At 65.9% G+C, this 21,651-nt stretch carries 13 protein-coding genes; 3 read left to right on the top strand and 10 right to left on the bottom strand.

Annotated elements, in window-relative coordinates:
- Nucleotides 1-27 precede the first annotated feature (27 nt).
- Together argS and nagA are read right to left on the bottom strand one after the other, a co-directional pair.
- On the bottom strand, nt 28-1,803 hold the full coding sequence (gene argS / locus VFZ66_12925) for an arginine--tRNA ligase (protein HEX6290093.1): 1,776 nt from the start codon (nt 1,801-1,803) through the stop codon (nt 28-30).
- A gap of 158 nt (nt 1,804-1,961) precedes the next feature.
- Nucleotides 1,962-3,149, bottom strand: a complete 1,188-nt coding sequence (gene nagA / locus VFZ66_12920) for an N-acetylglucosamine-6-phosphate deacetylase (GenBank protein HEX6290092.1) — start codon at nt 3,147-3,149, stop codon at nt 1,962-1,964.
- Nucleotides 3,150-3,223: 74 nt separating this feature from the next.
- Here nagA and VFZ66_12915 point away from each other — a divergent pair, with 74 nt between their 5' ends.
- Nucleotides 3,224-4,954: a hypothetical protein gene (locus VFZ66_12915; GenBank protein HEX6290091.1), complete on the top strand. Its 1,731-nt coding sequence runs from the start codon at nt 3,224-3,226 to the stop codon at nt 4,952-4,954.
- Between the two features lie 47 nt (nt 4,955-5,001).
- On the opposite strand, the gene VFZ66_12910 is transcribed toward VFZ66_12915, so the two are convergent.
- Complete coding sequence (locus VFZ66_12910; protein ID HEX6290090.1) at nt 5,002-5,739, bottom strand: SDR family oxidoreductase; 738 nt, start codon at nt 5,737-5,739, stop codon at nt 5,002-5,004.
- A gap of 510 nt (nt 5,740-6,249) precedes the next feature.
- Between VFZ66_12910 and VFZ66_12905 the strand changes: the two genes are divergently transcribed.
- Nucleotides 6,250-8,061 (top strand): PAS domain S-box protein, encoded by a 1,812-nt coding sequence (locus VFZ66_12905; GenBank protein HEX6290089.1) that lies wholly within the window; start codon nt 6,250-6,252, stop codon nt 8,059-8,061.
- The gene (locus VFZ66_12900) at nt 8,058-10,538 is read left to right on the top strand and encodes an EAL domain-containing protein (GenBank protein HEX6290088.1); all 2,481 of its coding nucleotides are present in this window, start codon (nt 8,058-8,060) and stop codon (nt 10,536-10,538) included. The genes VFZ66_12905 and VFZ66_12900 overlap by 4 nt, the downstream gene beginning before the upstream one ends.
- A gap of 362 nt (nt 10,539-10,900) precedes the next feature.
- Here the strand turns inward: VFZ66_12900 and VFZ66_12895 are convergent, their stop codons facing one another.
- The 7 genes from VFZ66_12895 to VFZ66_12865 form a co-directional block, all read right to left on the bottom strand.
- Entirely contained in the window at nt 10,901-11,977 is a 1,077-nt protein-coding gene (locus VFZ66_12895) for a glycoside hydrolase family 172 protein (GenBank protein ID HEX6290087.1), read from the bottom strand.
- Nucleotides 11,961-14,270: a beta-L-arabinofuranosidase domain-containing protein gene (locus tag VFZ66_12890; GenBank protein ID HEX6290086.1), complete on the bottom strand. Its 2,310-nt coding sequence runs from the start codon at nt 14,268-14,270 to the stop codon at nt 11,961-11,963. Before VFZ66_12890 ends, VFZ66_12895 begins: the two co-directional genes overlap by 17 nt.
- Nucleotides 14,267-16,876 carry a glycoside hydrolase family 38 C-terminal domain-containing protein gene (locus VFZ66_12885; protein ID HEX6290085.1) on the bottom strand — a complete coding sequence of 870 codons (2,610 nt, stop codon included), beginning with the start codon at nt 16,874-16,876 and terminating at the stop codon, nt 14,267-14,269. Before VFZ66_12885 ends, VFZ66_12890 begins: the two co-directional genes overlap by 4 nt.
- 2 nt (nt 16,877-16,878) lie before the next feature.
- Entirely contained in the window at nt 16,879-17,805 is a 927-nt protein-coding gene (locus tag VFZ66_12880) for a carbohydrate ABC transporter permease (protein HEX6290084.1), read from the bottom strand.
- 106 nt (nt 17,806-17,911) lie between these two features.
- Entirely contained in the window at nt 17,912-18,850 is a 939-nt protein-coding gene (locus VFZ66_12875) for a sugar ABC transporter permease (GenBank protein ID HEX6290083.1), read from the bottom strand.
- Between the two features lie 102 nt (nt 18,851-18,952).
- Nucleotides 18,953-20,419 (bottom strand): sugar ABC transporter substrate-binding protein, encoded by a 1,467-nt coding sequence (locus VFZ66_12870; GenBank protein ID HEX6290082.1) that lies wholly within the window; start codon nt 20,417-20,419, stop codon nt 18,953-18,955.
- A 71-nt stretch (nt 20,420-20,490) separates the two neighbouring features.
- On the bottom strand, nt 20,491-21,645 hold the full coding sequence (locus VFZ66_12865) for a GntR family transcriptional regulator (protein HEX6290081.1): 1,155 nt from the start codon (nt 21,643-21,645) through the stop codon (nt 20,491-20,493).
- Between the last annotated feature and the right edge of the window lie 6 nt (nt 21,646-21,651).

The raw sequence follows: 21,651 nt of genomic DNA, 5'->3' as shown, positions 1-21,651 counted from the left end.
CCGGCGGCGTGAGGGCCACCAATGAAACTACATGCGCTCCGGTGCCTGGATCGCCAGCAGCCGCAGGCCGTTGCGGAGCGCCTGTGCGGTCGCCGCGACCAGATGCAGCCGCGCCGCGCGAATCTCAGGTGTGGGCGCGTTGAGCACGCGGTGATCGCGGTAGAATCGGGCAAACTCGCGCGCCGTGGCGTAGAGCCACTCCGCGATGCTGTAGGGCGCGTACGCCGCTCCGGCCCGCCGCACGACGCCGGGAAAGCGCGCGATCTGCTTGATCACCGCCAGCTCCTCCTCGGTCAGCAGGCTGTGCGGATCGAACTCGGCGGGTAGCTCGCCCGCCTCGCGCAGGATCGAGCAGCAGCGGGCGTGCGTGTATTGCAGATACGGCGCGCTGTTGCCCTCGAACGAGATCATCCGATCCCAGTCGATCGTGATGTTGCGCTTCGGATCTTGATACAGATCGTTGTAGATCACCGCGCCGACGCCGACGGCCTCCGCGACTGAGTCGATCTCCTCCGGCGTAAGCTCGGTCTTGCCCTCCGCGATCTTCTGCTCGATCAGCGCTCTCGCCCGCGCTTTGGCCTCGTTGAGCAGCGATTCGAGGTAGATCATGTTGCCCCGGCGCGTCGAGAGCGGCTGGCCCTCGGCGCTGAAGACGGTGCCGAAATAGATATGCACCAGCTCGATCTCCTGGGCATGGCCCAGCGCGCGCGCCAGCGCGAAGACCTGGCGGAAGTGCAATTCCTGCGGCTGTCCCACGACGTAGATGAGCTTGGCCGGGTGATACTCGCGCTCGCGGTAGATGATCGTCGCAATATCGCGCGTCAGGTAGAGCGTCGCGCCGTCCGAGCGCTGGACAAGGAACAGCGGCAGCTCTTTGCCGTTTTTGTCGCGCAGCTCCTTGACGATCAGCGCGCCGCCCGGCTCCCGATGGCCCAGCCCCGATTGCTCGACCCTGCCGATCACCGACGGCAGCATATCGGCGTAGAAGCTCTCGCCGTGCTGCATGTCGAAGTGGACGCCCAGCCGATCGTAGTTGGGCTGATTGGCGCGCTTGGTCGTCGTCACCATCCACTCCCACAGCTCGCGAGCGGTCGGATCGTTCTGCTCCAGCTTGAGCGACCAACTGCGGGCCTCATCGTCCAGGTTTTCGGCGTCGGGATTATCCTCGTCTTCGTCGATTTTGCTGCCCATCAGCCGATTGTAGCGCGTATAGATCTCCTCGATCTTACTCAGCACCTCCTCGCCCTCGCCCTCAGGCCGCCCGAAGCGCTGGATCGCGGCGATGTTCGTGCCGAACTGCTTGCCGTAGTCGCCCAGGTGGTTATCGCTGAGCGTGTGGTAGCCCAGAAAATCGAGGATGTTACGGATCGACTGGCCGATGATCGTCGAGCGGATATGCCCGACGTGCATGCGCTTGGCGATGTTGGGCGACGAATATTCGACGATCACCGTCTGATTCTGGCCCTGGTCGTCGCTGCCGTAGCGCTCGCCGAGCCGCGCGACCTCGTCGAGCACGGCGCGCACAAGCTGCGGCGGGTTGAGCGTGAAGTTGAGAAACGGACCAGCCGCCTGGACGCTTCCGATCAGACTGTTCTCGTCGAAGCGCAGCGCCGCCGCGAGCTGCTGCGCCAGTTGTGGCGGTGCCGTACCCGCCTGCTTGGCTGCCCGGAAGCACGGAAAGGCCAGGTCGGCGGGCACATTCGCCTTCGGCTCCGCCAGATCGATCTGATCGGGCGGGACCAGGCCCGTGGCGACGATGGCGTGCTGTATCTCACCGGCAAAGCGGTCGAGGGCATACTCCATAGAAAGCTCCTGTAACGATCTACTCTTCAAAATTGTACCACCGCGCGCTGAGGTGACATGCGTCTTGAGACGATACTCAAGCTGTCCTGCATCGACGCTGATGATGCCCCGGACGCGCAAGTACGATTTGGGGAACACCTGACCCGGCCTATTTGCCCTTACGCCGCATCCAGCGCCGCCAGCCGATCGCGCCAGGCATCCGTGGCAAAGGCCAGCCGACCCCGGCAGATCGTGGCCTGAAGCTGCAAGTCGGCGTCGAAGATCGCCAGGTCGGCGTCGTAGCCGGGCTGGAGCCGTCCCTTGCGCTGCGTCACGCCCGCTGATCGCGCCGGGTTGAGCGTCAGCATGCCGACCGCAGCGGGCAGCGGCACGTCCACGCGCTCGACCAGATTACGTAGCGCCTGGTCCATCGTCAGCACGCTGCCGGTGATCGTGCCGTCGCTGAGCCGCGCCACGCCGTCGATCACGCGGGCGGGCTGTCCCCCGAAGGTAAACTCGGCGTCGGGCAATCCCGCGCAGGAGAGCGCATCGGTGACGACGATCGCGCGCTCCGGTCCCAGCGCCCTGAGCATGATGCGCAGCGCGGCGGGATGGACATGCACGCCATCGGCGATCAGCTCGCCGCGCACGCTCTGCGCCTCGACGATCGCGCCAAGCGGTCCCGGCTCGCGGTGATGCAGCGGACGCATCGCGTTGAAGCAGTGGGTGGCGTGGGTGATGCCCAGCGGGATCGCGTCGCGCGCCTCTTCGTATGAGGCATCGGTGTGGCCGATGCTGACCGTCACTCCTGCGGCGACCAGCCGCTGGATCATGGCGTCGGCGTTGGGCAGCTCCGGCGCGAGGGTGATCAGCCGCAGGTAGCCCTGGGTCAGCGCCAGAAGCCGCTCAGTCTCGGCGGGATCGGGCCGTCGCAGCCACGACGGATCGTGCGCGCCGCGTCGCTTGACGCTCATGTACGGCCCCTCAAGGTGAATGCCCAGCGGCTCGGCACCTCGCTCGCCCGCCTCGATCGCGGCGATGGCGGCGCGGATCTGGGCTTCGGGCAGCGTTCCGGGCACGCCCACAACGCCGAGCAAAAACGAGGTGGTGCCGGTGCTGGGCGCCCAGCGCGCATAGGCGTGAATCTCGTCGGGATCGGTGGTATGCAAGTTGAAGCTGCCGCCGCCGTGGGTGTGAACATCGACGAAGCCGGGCACGACGATCGCGCCGTCCACGTCCAGCGCGAGCTCCTGCGATCCGGCATCCTGTCCGGCGGCGACGATCCGCTCGTCCTCGACGGTTAGCGCGGCGTTGTGCTGCTCGCCAGCGGCCTCGACCAGATGAGCATGATGAAGGGTCCAGCGCATCGCAAGCTCCTTTGGGTTAGAATGAATGCTCCTGCTAGGGTAGCATAGGTTGTGCAATTGTAAGAAGCAGAGCGATGGATAGACCACCGCAGCCAGTGTATCAGGACTCCGCGCAGCTCAGCGTGTACGCCGCAGGGCTTGAAGCCTACCGGCGACCAATTGAGGCGATGCTCAGCCGACTCTTCGATGAGCTGCTGGTCGAGCGGCTGTGGGCGCGCGATTCCAGCCTGTGGCATCCTTCCGCCGAGACGCAGGCCAGGATTCGCGAGCGCCTGGGCTGGCTCGATCTGCCCGCCTCGCTTCCGCCGCTGCTCGACGATTGGCTGCGGCAGGCGCGCGCTCAGGGCATGACCGATCTGCTCTACGCTGCGACGGGCGATGCTGGCGGCGCGGCGCGGCTCTGGCGCGATCTTGCCGGAGCTGCGCGGCACGGCCTCAACGTGGCGCTGCTCGACACGATCGAGCCTGGAACTGTGCGGGCGACGCTCGATGCGGTGGCCTGGGAGCGTACGGCGCTGGCGCTGGCGGTCGATGCCGACCTCACGCCCGATCAGGACGCGCTGGCACGGCTGGTTGTCGCGGCGCACGCGCTGGCCGCGCTCCACGCCGATCTTCCGCTGCTGGTACTCGCGCCGCCCGACTCGCCGCTGGTGCAGTGGATTCAGTCGCAGACCCATGCGGCGCTGCTGCCGCTCCCATCGAATCCTGGCGCGCGCTTCGGCACGCTCTCGCTCCTGGGCCTGGTGCCCGCCGCCCTGACAGGCTGGGACGTTGCGCGGCTCGGAGCGGCGGCCTTCGAGCCGCGCGCCGCGTGCAGGCGCTCCGACGATCCGGCGCGCAATCCCGGCGTGTGGCTGGGCACGACGCTGGCGGTACTTGCCCAGCATGACCACGATCGGCTGACGCTGCTCGCGCCGACCGCGCTGCTGCCGCTGGCGCGATGGATCGCGGGGTTCGTCTCCGGCTCGCTCAGCAAGCACGGGCGGGGGTTTGTAGCGGGAGTCGAAGCACAGAGAACAAAGAACAAAGAACAACCGGCACACCAAGCACGAACCGAGAACGTTGAACTCGACTCCCGCCCCCCGACTCCGGACGCCCGATCTCTAATCGTTGAGCTGCGCCTGGCGCGCATGAGCGACTCCGATCTCGATCAGCGCTGCGCTGCGCTGCGCGAGGCGGGAGCGCCCGTGATCACGATCGAGCTGGCGGATGTGGACGCGGCAGCCGCGCTGATCGTCTGGTGGCAGGTGGCGGTGGCGACGACCGCCGTGGTGATCGGGCTTAATCCATTCGATGAGCCGGATACCGCCGCGCGGCACGCCTACCTCTGGCGACGACTCCGACAGCCTGAGGCGCGCGTACAGCCTGTGTCGATCGAGGCCGAGACGCTGCCATCGGCGCTGGAGCGCATCGCGCCGACGATCCGCAGCGCGGGCTGCCTGCTCATCGCCGCCTACCTGCCGCCGACACCCGCCGTCGCGGAGCGGCTGCACGCGCTGCGCGCGCTGCTGCACCGGCGCTTTGGCGCGGCAACGGTGCTGATCGATCCGCTGCGTGACCTGGGCTTTGCCACGCAAGTGCTGCACGCTGGACGGCCCTGCGCGGCGCTGCTCGTGACGGCGGACTCGTCGACGGACGCTGCGGTGCCTGGTGTGGGCTGGACGCTCGACGATCTGCGCCGGATGCGGATTGCGGCGGATGCCGAGGCGTGGACGCGGATGCAGCGACCGTTCGTGCATGTCGATCTCGGAGACGATCCTGAGCGCGGGCTGCGGCGCTGCATCGAGCGGCTCATCGAGACATAAAGCTCCAGGTTCAAAGTTCGATGGACTCGAAACTTGAAACGCGAAACTCAAAACCCACCGCGCGAGCGGATGATCTGGCCCGTGATCCAGCCCGCCTGCGCCGATGCCAGGAACAGGATCAGCCGGGCCGCGTCCTCAGGCGTGCCGATCCGACCGAAGGGCGCGCGGGCCAGCAGCGCGGCGCGAAGATCGTCGTCGATCCAGCCGGTGTCGGTGATGCCGGGATCGACCGCGTTGACCGTCAGGCCGAGCGGCGCAAGCTCTGCGGCAAACGTCACGGTCAGCGCTTCGATCGCGCCTTTGCTGGCGACATACGCCAGCTCGCCGGGCATCGCGCCGAGGCCCTGGCCCGACGTGAGATTGATCACGCGACCGCCCGCGCCGCCGGGATAGCGCTGCGCAAACTCCGTCGTCAGCAGCGCGGTAGCGCGGGCATTCACCGCGTAATGCCGGTCGAGCGAGGCTGCCGCGAGCGCCTGCCAGCCGTCGCGCTCCGAGTGGGCGGCGTTGTTGATCAGGATCTGCGCCGGACCCAGCGCGCGCTCGATCCAATCGAACAGCGGCGGGATCGCGGCGGGATCGCCCAGATCGATCTGGTAGGCATGCGCTGATGTGCCGCCCGCGCGCAGCGCGGCGACAAGCGACTCCGCCTGCTCAGGCGCGCGATAGTACGCGATGCACACAGCCGCGCCTTCCGCCGCCAGCGCGCGCACGATCGCCGCGCCGATGCCGGTATTGCCGCCGGTCACGAGCGCGACCTTGTTGGTCAGGCCATAGTCGGGCATGGATCCTCCTGTCAGCGCCGACGCGCGCGCTAGCTCCTGGTACATTGTACTCCCGGTCGCGCGGCTGTCGCTCAGCCGCTCGATGCGCTCACTCGGTTTAACCCGGCTTGATCTTTGCAGCACTGTAGTAGTATGTTATAGTACCGCCGTCGAACGGAAAACCCCTCGTGCGCTGTACGCCTAACCACATCACGCCTGCGCAGCGCATCTGCTCTACATGACGCATCTGCTGCCAGACCACGCGGGTACACGTTGGGCAGGAGCGTCGCCCAAGTATTTCTCTTGCCGATGCAGCATCGCACGCGCTGGCTCCCCCAGACGCGCCTCGGTTCTGCACGAGCCACACCGAGATGACATGTTAGCCGTCACTCGCTATCTCGCTCCTGGCATGCACTCGGAGAATCGTATGCGATTAGCTCCGCAACAGCGGCTCTTCCCCGCCCTTCAACGCGGCGTCTGCTTCGTCTGGAAGCCTCCGCTGCCCGGCCCTGCCGATCATGGAGCGCCGCCGTGGAGCTAGAGCAACAGCAGGCTATTTTGCGCCTGGTGCTGGATAGCATGGTCGGCGGCGTGCTGGTCTTCGATATCACCGGCAAGATGTTGCTGTCGAACCGCGCGGCGAAGGAGATCCTGCCTCGGCATACCGCCGCCGGAACGATCGACGAGGTCTTCGCCATGTATCGGCTGTACGATGTCGATACGGTGACGCCGATCGCGTCCGATGACTTGCCATCGGCCCGCGCGCTGCGCGGCGAGACGATCGACGCGCGCGATTTCTTTGTGCGCGCCGCCGATGTGCCGGGCAACCTGTGGCTGACGGTGAGCGTCCGTCCGCTCGATCCCGACATTGCCCGGGTGCAGAGCGCGATGATCCTGTTTCGCGATACGACCTGGCAGAAGCAGGCCGAGGTCGCGCTGCGCGCCAGCGAGGAGGGCTTTCGGCGCGCCTTCGACGATGCCGCAATCGGTATGGCGCTCGTCGATCTGGATGGCCGCTTTCTCCAGGTCAACCAGTCGCTCTGCGACATCACCGGCTACTCCGAGCACGAGCTGCTGGCGACGACCTTCCAGGCGATCACCTATCCCGACGATCTCAAGGCCGATCTGTCGTATATGCGGCAGTTGCTAGGTGGTGAAATTCGCACCTACCAGATGGAAAAGCGCTATATTCATAAGTGCGGCGACGTGGTATGGATCTTGTTAAGCGGCTCGCTGGTGCGGAACGACGCGGGACAGCCCTGGTATTTTATTGCCCAGATTCAGGATATTACGCCGCGTAAAGCCGCCGAGGCCGCGCTGGAAGAAAGCCGACGCTTTGCCAATTCGATCGTCGAGACGACGCCGGATATGGTGTATGTGCTCGATCTGGACAGGCTGCGACACGTGTACGAGAATCGCACGCCCGCTGCGGTCCTGGGCTATACGCCCGCCGAGGTGCAGGCGATGGGCGCGATGTTTGGCACGCTGATCCGCCATCCCGACGATTTTCCGCAACTGCTGGATTCTGTGGAGCGCCTGCGACGCGCGCAGGATAACGAAGTTGTCGAGACGGAGTTTCGGCTGCGGCGGGCAGATGGCACCTGGCGCTGGTTTTATAGCCGCGATGTCGTCTTCACGCGCGATGTGGATGGGCGGGTGCTCCAGTCGGTGGGCATTGCGCAGGATATTACCGAGCGCAAGCAGGCCGACGAGCAGATCCGTGCGACGCTGAAAGAGAAGGAGATTCTGCTGGCCGAGATTCATCACCGCGTCAAGAATAATTTGCAGGTGATCTCCAGCCTGCTGAAGCTTCAGGCCAGCCAGCTCCGCGATCCCGATGTGCTCGAACTCTTCCGCGACAGCCAGCATCGGGTGCGCTCGATGGCGCTGGTACACGAGAAGCTCTACCAGACACATGATGTTGCGCATATCGATTTTGCGGACTATCTCAAAAGCTTGACGGATTTTTTGCTGCGCGCGTATGGCGAGCGCGGCGGCACGATCGATCTGCGCATCAGCGCCAGCAAGCTGCCGCTCGACATCGAGCGCGCGGTTCCGCTGGGGCTGATCATCAACGAGCTGGTGTCGAATGCGCTGAAGTATGCGTTTCCCGGCAGCCGGGGCGGCGAGATCATGATCGATGTTCAGTCCGACACGGGGACGCTGGCGCTGACGGTGCGCGATAACGGCATCGGCCTGCCCGATACGCTGGATGTGGATCGTCCGCAGACGCTTGGCCTGCGGCTGGTTCATGCGCTGGTCCGGCAGTTGCATGGAAGCGTGCGGTTCTTCTCCGATTCCGGCACGACCGTCGTCGTTTCGATCAAGGAGGGCGCGCTATGACGCGAACGCGGATCATGGTGGTCGAAGATGAGCAGATCATCGCGCTCGACCTTCGGGAGACTCTGGAGCGGCTGGGGTACTGCGTGGCGGCGCTGGTCGCATCCGGCGAGGAGGCGCTGGACCAGGCTGCCAGGGCGCGGCCCGATCTGGCGCTGATGGATATTAAGCTGCAAGGAGCGCTCGACGGCATCGACGCTGCCGAGCGGCTGCGTCGGCAATTCGGCATTCCGGTGATCTATCTCACGGCGCACGCCGATACCGCAACGCTTCAGCGGGCCAAGCTGACGGAGCCGTACGGCTATGTGCTGAAGCCTTTTGAGGAGCGCGAGCTGCATATTCAGATCGAGATGGCGCTCTACAAGGATCAGATCGAGCGCAAGCTGCACCAGCTTGAGCGCTGGCTTTCGGCGACGCTGACGAGCATCGGCGATGCGGTGATTACGACCGATACGTCCGGTACGATCAGCTTTATGAATCCCAAGGCCGAGCAGCTCACGATGTGGTTGCAGGATACGGCGGTGGGTCGTCCCGTCGCCGAGGTGCTGTGCCTGATCTCGGCGACGACGCGCCAGCCGGTGGAGGATCTGGTGCCGCGCGTGCTGCACGACGGGATGACCATCGAGCTGGACGATGAGACGATGCTCGTGGCGCGGGATGGACACCAGATTGCGGTGGATGATACCGCCGCGCCGATCCGCGACGACTACGGCAAGATTACGGGCGTAGTGATCGTGTTCCGCGATGTGACGGAGCGCAAGGCCGCCGAGGAGGCGCTGCGGGCCAGCGAGGAGCGCTACGCGCTGGCTGCGCAGGGCGCCAACGACGGGCTGTGGGATTGGGATCTGCAATCCGATAGGATCTATTACTCGCCGCGCTGGAAGTCGATGCTCGGCCATGCCGAGCATGAGGTCGGCGGCAAGCCCGACGAGTGGTTTGATCGGGTCCATCCTGAGGATCGCGAGGCGCTGCATACCGCGATCACCGAGTATCTGCACGGTCCCGCGCCGCGCCTGGAGATCGAGCAGCGCATACGTCACGCCGACGGCACGTATCGCTGGATGCTGGTACGCGGCCTGGTGGTGCGCGATCAGGCGGGCTTGCCCGTGCGGATGGCCGGATCGATCACCGATATTACCGCGCATAAGCAGGCCGAGGATCAACTGCGGCATGATGCGCTTCACGATGCGCTGACGGGCCTGCCCAATCGCACGCTCTTTCTCGATCGGCTGCACCACGCGCTGGACTATGCGCAGCGCCATCCGACCTATCAGTGCGCGCTGCTGTTTCTGGATCTGGATCACTTCAAGACGATCAACGACAGCCTGGGCCATGCCGTGGGCGATGATCTGCTGCGCGCCCTGGCGCATCGTCTGGAGTCGTGCCTGCGCACCGGCGATACGCTGGCGCGGCTCGGCGGCGACGAGTTTACGATTCTGCTCGACGGGATTACCGATAAGAGCGATGCGGTGCGCGTGGCGGAGCGCATTCAGCATGTGCTTAAGGTGCCGTTCTCGCTTGAGGGCCATGAGCTGTTCGCCTCGACCAGCATCGGGATTGCGCTCAGCTCGGCGGGCTATACCGATGCTCAGACGATGATGCGCGACGCCGATAGCGCGCTGTATCATGCCAAGCACGGCGGGCGGGCGGCCTATCAGTTCTTCAATCAGGAGATGCATGTGCTGGTGCGCGAGCGGCTTCGGCTTGAAACCGATCTGCGTAACGCCGTCGAGCGCCGCGAGTTTGTGCTGCACTACCAGCCGATCGTCGATCTTCAGTCGGGGGCAATCACCGGGCTTGAGGCGCTGGTGCGCTGGCAGCATCCGCAGCATGGGCTGCTCTACCCGGCGGCGTTTCTGAACGTCGCGGAGGAGACGGGGCTGATCGTGCCGATCGGGGCCTGGGTGCTGCGGGAGGCGTGTCGGCAACTGGGCGCGTGGCATGCGCTGTTCCCCGGCCATGCCGCCTTGACGGTGAATGTGAATCTGTCGGGACGCCAGCTTATCGACACGCTGCTGCTCGATCAGATCGATCTGACGCTGAGCGAGACGCACGTCGGTGTGGACTGTGTGCGGATGGAGATCACCGAGAGTATGCTGATGGAGACGAGCAGTATCGCCCGCACGATCCTCGATCATCTGCGCACGCGCGGCACGCAGCTCGCGCTGGATGATTTCGGAACGGGCTACTCGTCGCTGAGCCTGCTGCGCCGCCTGCCGATCAGCGTGCTCAAGATCGATCAGTCGTTCGTCAAGGATCTGGATAATCCCGAAAACGCGGAGATCGTGCGGACGATCATCGCGCTGGCGCATAACCTGGGGATGCGGGTGGTCGGCGAGGGCGTGGAGACGGAGGCGCAGTATCGGCAGCTTCGGGCCTGGGGCTGCGACGGCGGGCAGGGCTATTTCTTCGCGCCGCCGCTCGATCGGGATGCGATCGAGGGCTTGCTCAAGGAGGGCGGTGTCATGCGGGCGGTGTAGGCCCTCTCCATGTCCAGAGGGCACCCGCCCCTCTCCCATTGCGATAGGCGAGGGGGAGATGTGGAGCAGGCCCTCACCCCGGCGCTGCCGCGCCGCCCCTCTCCCAATGCGATAGGAGAGGGGCAATGACGTGGGACACGGCGGTGCGGGACGGGCAGGGCCTCACCATGCCGGGTGCCATGCCGGGTGCCATGCCCAGAGGGCACCCGGCATGGCACCCGCGCACTTCCCCACGCTCAGGCGGGCTTCCGCCTTCGCGGCCTGCGGCATAGGCAAGGGGAGCATGCATACGGAGACACGATCCTCTCCTCTCCTACGGCAGTGGGAGCGGGGTGCTGAGCGCAGCGAAGCGGGGTGAGGGCCTACCCCTCCGCCTCCCTCGGCAGGCGCGCTGCGACCGCAGGCAGCGCCGGAAAGGGCGCGTGCGGCTCGGCCTGATACCAGTACGCCGTGCTCGAAACATCGTCGGCGCGGTGATTGGCGTGGCCGTGCTCGATCGTCACGCGGATCGCCTGCTCGAAAACGATCGGGTCCTCGATGTGGAAGCGGTAGAGCGTCGAGCAGCCGCGATAGTTCTCGCCGCCCGCCAGCGGCAGGCCGTGGTACGGCGCGGAGAACGGCTGCGTGGGCGACCACGCCGATCCCGCGTAGTCCTCGGTGCCGGTGCCGTGGATGCTCGGCGGCCAGCCCTCGCCGTCGATAAAGATCATCTCGTCGCCCTCACCGTACCAGCTATAGCGCGCGTCGGGATGGCCGTTGAAGACATTGAGCGAGCAGCCGACGTAGTGCCCCGCGCCCTCGGCCTCCAGAATGACATAATTCTCGCTGCCGTCGGCGTTGGAGCCGCCAGCAAACCACTCGTCGAAGTTGTCATCGCGCAGCGGCAGCGTCGCGGTCGTCGGATGCTCGCAGCGCCACTGCGCGTGGAAGCGCAGCAGATCGTCGGGGATGCGCGCGTGCTGCTCGTAGTCGACATGATAGTACAGCGTCGTCGGATGATCGCTGCACTCGCTCGTGACCTCGATCCGCGCGCCGCTGGCGAAGGGCATCGGAAACCAGCAGTTGAACGCGCGACCATCCTGCGGGCTCATCTGCAACGGCAGCGAGGCGAACGTCACCGTCCGCCCGTGGCCCACGCCGAAGAAATCGCCAAGCGGCACCTCGACGCTCGGCGTGGCCTCGCCGTCCCACCAGATGCGCAGCACCAGCCGCCGCAGAAAGGCCGCCTCCTTGGAGGCGCAGGTCATCCAGATATGCGTGATGCAGCCAGCGCCCGCGATCTCGCCCAGCAGCGCCGTCTCGCCCGGCTGGATTACGATGAAATCGGCATTGCCGCCGCTGCGATCGAAGGACGACAGGCGGCGGCTGCGGCAGGCCCGGCGACGAGCCAGCGAGCGCAGCGGCCCGCCGCTGAACGGATCGTCATGATTGGGGAGCAAGCGTCACCTCCATGTTGGATTCAAGCGTAATCTCAGCCCAGGAGCCGAGATCGTCGGCTGCCAGCGCCAGAGGGCGATCATCGCAGCGGAGCGCGCGCCACGGATCGAGCAATCGCACCCGCAGCGTGAGCGGCTCGGCAAAGGGATTGCGCAATCGCACCCGTTCGGGCCGCGCGTCGGCATCGACCAGCGCCGACGGCTCAAGCATCCAGACGCGCTGGCCGAGCCAGAGATGACCCCAGCGGGCGGCCTCCTGAAAGGCGTAGATCGCCAGGCCGTTGCACCAGGCGTGCGCCAGCGGCAGCATCGCGCCCTTGGGATGCGTCCAGTCGACGTGGTACCACTGCTCGGTCAGCATGCCCCGGCGCGCGTTGCACTCGCCGTCGACGCGGGCGAGTGTCTGGCGGGCAAAGCCAAGCAGAGCGCGCGCGGTATCGAAATAATAATCATCGCCGGTCGCGCGCCAGAGCTTGAGCTGCTCCGGCAGCACGATCAGGCCGTAGGTGTGCAGATGTTGATTCGAGGGCGAGGCCAGGTCCGCGCCGACGCTGCGAAAGTCGAGGTGGCCCAGAAAGGTGCGCGGATCGAAGCGGACGTTGTACAGCCAGCGAAACGTCAGCATCCAGTCGGCGGCATGACGCGCGGCATCCAGCCAGCGCTGATCGTTCGTCGCGGCGTACAGGTTCCAGTAGGCCAGCAGCGCGCAGTAGCCGTCCTCGGAGGTCGGGCCGAGCGGCACATCTTCGGGCGAGCCGCGCAGCCGATCGCCGTAGACGAACGGCTCGTAGTAGGCGGCGGCGCGCTCCGCCACGCGCAGCAGATGATCGTCGCCCGTCAGATGCCAGCCCTCGACCAGCGGCGCGATCCACTTGACGCCGGGCGTGCCGTCCCAGATCGCCACCTCGCCCGTGTGCGCGTCGTAGTACGAGCCAAGGTTGCCGTCGGCGCGCTGCCGCTCGGCGACGAAGCGCAGATTGCTGAGCGCCGCCGCCTCCCACGCGGGCTGCGGTCGGCCCTCGGCGCGCTCGTAGGCCGCAGCGCGAAGCAGAAAGATCGTCGCCTCGGCGGTCGTCGCGGCCTGAATCCACGCCGACGAGTTATCGGGACCGCCGTACCAGCAGCGCCGCCAGCCGTGGGGCGTCCACTGCGCCCAGAACGCGCCGCAGGGAGCCAGGCCCTCGCGGGCAATATGATCGATCACGCGGCGTCCGGCCTCCGCCGCAGCGCCGCCCTCGCGCAGCAGCGGAAACGCCGAGGGAATGCCCGACAGCCAGGCCACATGCATCGTCGGGCGGTCGACCTGCCGCTCATTCTGGCGAAAGTAGTGCTCGAACGCGGTTGTCTCGGCCAGCGTCGCCGTCTCAGGATCGTAGTGCCAGCGCACGAGGCCATCCGCCAGCAGCGCCGCCGCCGCGTCCATCGGCATCCAGGGCTTTGTTTGCAGCGCATTTGCAGCGCTGGCCCGATCGTACAGGTCGCGCAGCAGCGGCGCGTAGATCGGCGCGGGCGCGTCGAGCACGATCTCAAAGCTGAGCGCGATCTGCTCTCCGGCTGCGACAGGCTGCCACGTGACCACGGGCGCGCAATCGTCGTGGCGATAGGGCGCGTACGAGCGCGGCGTCTCGGCGTACGGGTAGCGCAGCAGCAGGCTGGTGCCCTGCGCTCCATCCAGGCCCAGCCCGACGATCGCCCCGTTCCAGTACGGCGATTCGGCGATCAGCGCCGCGCTGTGCTGCGTGGTGCGCACCGAGGCGAACGGCGCTGCCGCGCGCTCCGCCGAAAAGCACCAGGCCGCAGCCGTCCACGGATCGTCCTCGAAGCCGTAGCGCGGATAGCGCCGGGGCGCGTCGGCGGGGCGATTCACATCGTAGAACGTAGCCGGGATCAGCCAGTACGGCTCTGCTCCCAGCTCCTCCAGCCGGATCGTCAGCGCGACCTCGGCGCTGGTTGCAGCCGCGACCACCAGATCGCAGCGCCAGCGGCCCACACGTTCCGCCACCGGCTGGATCGTCGCGCGCCAGGTCCAGGCTTCGAGTTCCACGTTCCACGTTTCAAGTTCCACGTTCCCGGTTTCGAGTTCCGTGCTCTCCCCTTGGTCCGTTGGTCCGTTGGTCCGTTGGTCCTCTCCGTGTACCCCGCCGCTCATCTCCCAGCTACCGCCGCCGTTCTCTGCGTCCGACTCTGCGCGCAGCGTGGCGTTTGTCGAGGGGGTTGTGAGGAGCACGCGCAGCCGTGGCCCTTCCGCGAACCGCGCGATGCCCGCTGCGTCTTTGAGCAATGGATGAAGAGTCATCGGTCTGGCTCCAGCTCCACGGTGACGATCTGCCACGGCTCGGCGTGCAGCGTGAGCGTGCCCTCATTGCTCACCGCGATCGAGTCGAGCCGCTGCTCGTCGAGGTCGGTGCGATAGGCCGCGCGCCACGCGCCGGGAACGTGCAGCGTGCCAAGGATCGGCTGATCGGTTGTGTTGAAGCAGCGCACGATGATGCTGTCGCGGTCTTCGGCGCGCTTGACCGCCGAGAGCTGGATTCCGGCGGGCTCCAGTCGCAGGAAGCTGTGTGCGGACGGCTGCGAGCCGGCGTGATGATTGGTCTGCCAGGCGCGCATCGGCGCGCTGAACGCGGCGGCGGCCTCCGCGATCTCGGCCAGCGAGCGCTCGCCGTCGTGGGGCATGATCGCGTACTCGAAGCGATACGCGCCGGGACACTGCCCCTCGACGACCGGATCGCGCGGCTCGAGCGTCGAGAAATCGACGAACATCTGCCCGACACAGCGCAGCAGCGTTAGCTCAAGCTGTCCGTCGGGCCGCACGTCGTGCTCATACAGACCACGGCTCAGGACGGTGAGGCCCCGCTGCGGCGCGCGCACGTCCACGAAGCTGCGATGCGGACGATCGCGGCTGGCGAAGGGCCAGAACGACGGAATCTCGACCGCTCGGTCGATCACGCCGAAGGCGGTATCCGCGAGCGCCGCGCTCACGGGCGCGTGCAGCGGGAAGATCGCCCGCAGCCGGTGATCCCTGACCGTGTTGTCGATCTCGGTCGTGATCTCGACGCGGTCGCTGCCGCGCAGGAGCCGCACCCGCGAGCGGATCGGCACCTCGACCGTCTCATCGGCACGGCTCTCGTGGTCGGGGCGGGCGGCGATTGGCAGCCGGGGCCGCACCACAACCTCAAGCTCGGCGATCACCGGCCCATTGGTCAGCACGCTGACCTCGGCGATGCCGCCCAGCGTCTCGACCGTGCGATCGGCGACCGGCTTGTAGTAGTTGTACTGATCGCCGATGTCGCCCTCATCGCGGAAGAAGTTGAGCCGGTCGAAGATCGCGCCGCTCTGCTTGTCGGTGATCGTCAGCGTGCCGTCCGCCGCCACCTGAAGATGCAGCCGCTCGTTCTGCATCCCGCCGACGAGCGCCATATCGCCATCGGTCCTGGGTAGCGCCTTGAGCAGCCGCGCGGTGTAGGTCCGATAGCCGTAGGCGGGCAGGTCCTCAAGATACGCGGCGACCGTGTAGCGGCTGACCGGAATCTCCTGCGGCGTGTCGATCGGCGATAGGTGCTTGCGATAGCGCTGGGTGCGGCGCAACATCTGCACCGGCGCGCGGCCTCCAGCGTCGTCCAGCAGCTCGATCGTGCAGTAGTCGGGCCGCTGCGCAAAGTCCAGCTCGAAGATCGCGACATCGCTGCGGGGGCGCGGCAGCGGGTTATGGACCTGCACAGCGGTCGTTTCGAGCGCGTCGCCAACCTCATAGGGCGTCGTATCGGCCTGCGCCGCGATGAACGCCAGCGCGCGGTCGAGCAGCTCGTTTCCCACCTGCTCCGCCTGATCGAAGCGCGGCAGCATCTCGCGGTGGACCTGATCGATCGAGCAGCCGCAGATCGAGTCGTGGGGATGGTTGTGCAGCAGCGTCTTCCAGGCGTAGCGCAGAAAATCGCGATCGTAGCGCTTGCCGAGCAGCGCGGCCCACGTCTCGTACGGCTCGACCCACGTCTCCAGCAGGCGCTCGACCGCGTTGTTGCGCTGTTTGAGGTGGACCCGCGCCGAGAGCACGCCCGTCAGCAGCGTGCCCTCGCTCTCGTCGCGCAGCTCGCCCGCGATCGTGCGCAGATGCGTGCCCGCCGCGCCCCGCAGCCGGTCGATCGCCTCCGGCAGCGTGGTGTGATGCAGCGTTCCCTCGGTGTAGCGGCCCTCAAGGCTTTTGCGGATCGCGCTCAGGTTCTCCTGCGCTACCAGATGATCGACGCCGTTCATCAGGATCAGGTCCTGGCCCGCGTTGGCCGCCTTGAGCCGCCCGACCACGCGCTCGACGAAGTGCAGCGCCTCGTCGGCGTCCTCCGGGAAGCGCCGCGCGTTGTCGTACCAGTTGGCGAGGAAAATCCCAAGCAGCCGCGAGCCGTCCAGCCCCTCCCACCAGTACTCCGTGCCGCCGGTCTGACTGACGAAGACGCCGCGCCCGTGGACGAAGGTATCCAGCCCAAAGCCCTGCATGATCTGCGGCATCTGCCCGATATGCCCGAACGAGTCGGGCAGGTAGCCGATCATCATCGGCTCGCCGTAGTCGCGGGCGATGCGCATGCCGATCTGAAGATTACGCACGATCGACTCGCCCGACACCAGGAACTCGTCGGGCTGCACGTACCACGGCCCGACCAGCACGCGCCCGCTGCGGATCAGCTCGCGCAGCTCGGCCTCGCGCTGCGGTCGGATCTGAAGATAATCCTCAAGCACGATCGTCTGGCCGTCCAGGTGAAAATAGCGAAACTCAGGGTCGCGGCCCAGCAGCTCGATCAGCTCGTCGATCAGCTCGACCAGCCGAAATCGGAACTGCTGAAAGGTCAGGTACCATTCGCGATCCCAGTGGGTGTGCGAGATAACGTGGAGATTGAGCGGTTGATGCATGACTAGCCTTTCAAGCCCGTGAGGGTAATGCCGCGTAGGATTTGCCGTTGGAAGAGCAGAAACAGCACGATCGGCGGGATGCTGGCGATGGCGAGCGCCGCGACGACCAGGTTGAGCGGCTCCTGGGAGCGATTCGCCAGCCGGTAGAGCGCGACCATGATCGGCTGAAGGTCGGCGTTGGTCAGCACCAGGAACGGCCAGAAGAAATCTTTCCACGCGCCGATCACCGCGAAGATCGAGACGACCGCCAGCGCCGGTTTCGAGAGCGGCAGGATGATCCGCGTGAAGAGCTGCCAGGCGTTGGCTCCGTCGATGCGCGCCGCGTCGGTCAGATCGCGCGGGATCTCGTCGAAGAAGTTTTTGAGCACAAAGATATTGAAGGCGCTGACCGCGCCCGGCAGCCAGACGGCCCACCATGTGTCGATCAGCCGGATGTTGAGCAGCGGCAGGCTGACCACGGTCAGATATTGCGGGATCAGATACGCGGCGGGCGGCACCATCAGCGTGCTCAGGAACAGAAACAGGATCACCCTGCCGAACGCCGGTTGCAGCTTCGACAGCGAAAACGCCGCCGTGGTCGAGACGAAGATCTGGAAGAGCCACGAGCCGAGCGCCAGCAGCAGCGTGTTGCGGAAATACACGCTGTAGCGCAGCCGACTCCAGGCCTGGGGATAGTTGCTCCACTGCGGATCGCTCGGCACCAGCGTCGGCGGCATCCTGAACATTTCGGGCGTGGTCTTGAGCGCGCCGCTGAACATCCAGTAGAGCGGAAAGATCGTCGAGAGCGTCAGCGCCAGCAGCAGCCCGAACACCAGCCAGTACAGCAGCCGACCGCCCGGCTTATGCATCTCGATCGGCGAGATCAGCGTGCGCTCGCTCGAATCGTAGAGGCGGCGGCTGATACGTCGCCGGATCGTGCGTGTCGTCATGCTCTGCTCCAAAGGTTTCGACAATGATCAATACTGATTGATCCTAGGGGCGTATTGCGATACGCCCAGGGCGAGGCACCGCCGCGCCCCTACAAAATGCGATTGGCTATAACTCGTTGCTCATCGTCTTGCGCGTCAGCCAGAGATACAGCAGCGAAAAGATCACCAGCACCACAAACAAGATCAGGCCCAGCGCGCTGGCAGCGCCGAAGTTTTGGAACTTGAAGGCGTAGCGGTACAGCAGCAGCAGCACAGTGATCGTCGCGTTGACCGGCCCGCCATCGGTCATGACGAACGGCTCGGTAAAGACCTGCATCGTGCCGATAATCTGTAATACCAGCAGAATCAGCATCACTGTGCGGATCTGCGGCAGCGTGATATGGATCAAGCGCTGCCAGAGGTTAGCCCCGTCGATCTCGGCGGCGTCGTACAGGTGTGCGGGAATGCCCTGGAGCGCGGCCAGGTAGAGCAGCATCGTACCGCCCGCGTTGGCCCAGGTGGACATGATCACCAGCGAGAACATCGCCGTGCGCGGCGATTGCAGCCAGGGCTGCTGGCTCAGCCCCAGGAGGCGCAGAACGCTATTCGCCAGGCCGGGGCCGGGATCGTAGAACCACTTCCAGAGCAGGATCGTCACCATCGGCGGCAGGATCACCGGCAGGTAGAAGGCCAGCCGAAAATAGGCCCTCGCGTGGCGCATCTCGTTGACGGCAATCGCCAGCACCACGGGCACGAGGTAGCCCAGCAGCAGCGCCAGCAGCGTGAACTGAAGCGTGTTGCGCCACGCGCGAAAAAAAAGCGGGTCGCTGAGCACGTGCCGGAAGTTGTCCAGCCCGACCCACTGCGGCGGGTTGATCAGGTCGATGCGCTGGAAGCTGATGATGAAGCCCCGCGCGATCGGATACCACGAGAACGTGGCGAACAGGATCAGCGCGGGCAGCAAAAACAGATAGGCGGCCAGGTTGTGCGCCAGGATCTTGCGCCAGCGGGAGCGTGAGCCGGTCCGCGAACGAGCGGCGCTGCGGGTGGTCAGGCTTTCGCGCATCAAAGACTCCGAAGAACAAAGAACGACGGAACAAAGAACAAAGAACAGGGATTGCTCGGAGCTGCCGTTGTTCTTTGTTCTTTGCTCTCTGTTTGTACTCCGCTACTTAATCTGATCGAGCACCTGCGTCTGGAACTGCTGCGCGGCCTCGTCGAGCACCTGCTTCGGATCGGCGTTCTGGTCGGTCAGCACAGCCTGCATCGCGGTGTCGATCACGGCGTAGAGCTCCTGCGTCTTGACCGGCGGCTCGGTCCGTAGCTGGATCTTGGCCTCCATGTACGGCTTGTAGTTCTCGACCGGCGCGTTGGCGTACTTGGCGACGATCGCCTGGCGCTGCTGCTCGAACTCGCCCGTGAAGAGCGGCAGTTCGGGGAAGCCCACGAGATCGCCGCGCTCCTGGCGGCTCTTGAGATCGGCCTCGAACGCGGTCAGGTTGAAGTCGCGGTTGACGGTCCAGTCGAAGGCGGCCTGGAGCACCTCAGGGGACGACTTGGGATTGAAGAGCCAGGCCGCGCCGCCCGCCAGCGTGCCGTTGCCGCCGCCCTGGGGCAGCGGAGCCATGCCGAAATCTTCGATCTTGGCCTGGAACTTATTCTTCATGTCGCGCAGCGCGTCGGGCGCCATCACCGCCATCGCCACCTGCTCGTTCGCCAGCAGCGGCAGCACATCGCCGACGGTCAGGAGTTGCTGCTCGGTCATCGACTTGTCGGTCCAGCGCATGTCTTTGAGCGTCTGAAGCGCCTTCACGCCGTTCTCGTCGTTGAAGGTTGCCGTCCACTTGCCGTCCTTCTGCTGCACCAGATCGCCGCCGAAGCTATATTTCCACGCGGTGAAGTGCCAGCCGCCCTGGTTGCCCTTGCTCAGCTCGGCAAAGCCCGCGCGGCCCTTGCTCGGATCGGTCAGCTTCTTGGCGTACTCGCGCACCTCGTCCCAGGTTGTCGGCGGCTTGTTCGGATCAAGACCGGCCTCCTGGAAGAGCTTGCGATTGTAGAGCAGGCCCAGCGCGTAGCCGCCGACTGGCACGCCATAGATGCGGCCCTGCTGGTCCTGGACGATGCGCAGCACCTCAGGATTGAAGCTGTCGAAGTTCTCCCAGCCCTTGATCAGGTCGGTGATGTCGGCGGCCTGGCCGCGCGCGATCAGCTCCTGCGGCTCAGTGAAGGGCACCAGATAGGTATCCTCCATCGTCCCGGCGGCGAACTTCGCGGTGAAGGCTTCCTTGTCGAAGCCGCCCTGATGCGCCTCGATCTCGACATCGGGCCGCACCTTCTTGAACTCTTCCAGCAGTTGTTTGTGCCGCGCGATGTCGGATGGGTTGTTCTCGTCGGGTGCGTTGGTAGTGGTGACTCTGATCCCCTGGCCGCGCGGCGACGAGCCGCCGGTCGCTGTTTCTGCGGTAGCCGGTGAGGCCGATGCCTCGGCGGTCGTCGCAGGCGATGCTGCGGTGGATGGCTCGGCGGTGCCGGTGGCCGGTGTAGTGGTTGTGGGCGCGCCGCACGCCGCTAAAACCAGCGCGACGACGACCAGCAGTGAGCAAAGGCGTAGGCTTCGGACTATGAAACCTGACATAATGAGTCTCCTCCTTGGGGTGTTGACAATGATCGAGCGAGCTTCGTGGGTCGCGGTGGACAGGCCTCCTTTCAGCGTTGCGGTTGCGCGACAACCGTCGGCGCTTCGGCGGTCGTCGCGGCTGGCAAGCCCGTTGACGCGCGCACGACCAGATCGGTCGGGAGCACGATCTCGCGGTCGGCGGGAGCGACGCCGGCGATCTGATCGAGCAGCAGTTGCGCCGCGCGCGCGCCGATCTCATACTTGGGCTGTGCCACGGTGGTCAGCGGCACGGGCATGTACGGCGCGAGCGCGATGTCGTCGAAGCCAACGATCGCAAGATCCTGCGGCACGCGCAGGCCACGGGCCAGAACGTGCTGCATCACGCCCAACGCAATAAAATCGTTGACGCAAAAGAGCGCGGTCGGACGCTCGCGCACGGCCAGCAGTTGATCGATCGGCGCAAGCTCCTCGGCGGTGTAGCGCGGCACGCTATCCCCCGCCGCGTGCTTGCCGAGCGCGAGCGCGACGGCTGCCAGCGGCAAAATCCCGGCGTCGCGCAGCGCCTGCTCGTAGCCCCGGATGCGCTCCTCGATGCTGCTGGGACGCTCAGGCAGGCTGATGCAGGCGATCCGGCTGTGGCCCTGCGCCAGCAGATGCTCGACAGCGCGGTATGCGCCGCCAATGTTATCGGCGAGGACGTGATACGCTGACAGGTGCGGCAGCCGTCGATCGATGATCACCAGCGGGAGCCGTGGCTGCAGCGCTTGCCGCAGCAGGGTCGACTCGCCTGCCGCCGCGACGGGAAACACGATCAGCCCGCCGACGCCCTCGCGCTGGAGCTGTTCGATCTGCGCCTGCTCAAGCTGAAGATCGCCCTCCGAGTGGCAGAAGATCAGGCTATAGCCACTGCGGCGGAGCACGCTCTCGGCGCCGCGCAGCATATCGGTGGTGAGCGAGTCGCGCAGATACGGCACGACGATGCCGATCAGTTGGGAGCGTGCGTGCGTGTCGGGGAGGGTGACAAAGGTGCCTTTGCCCGGTATGCGCTGAAGCAAGCCCTGCTTGACGAGCAGGTCCATCGCCTGTCGCACCGTGCCTCGGCTGACCTCGAACTGCGCTGCCAGCTCGATCTCAGGCGGCAGGCGGCTGTTGCGCTGCCATACTCCTGACTCGATCTGCTGGCGCAGGTAGGCGGCAAGCTGTGCATAGAGCGGACGAGGACTGGCCGGATCAAGCGCTGCCATGTTTGT

The organism is Herpetosiphonaceae bacterium, assembly GCA_036374795.1.
Classification (GTDB): domain Bacteria; phylum Chloroflexota; class Chloroflexia; order Chloroflexales; family Kallotenuaceae; genus LB3-1.
This window is presented reverse-complemented; position numbering and strand designations above follow the sequence as displayed.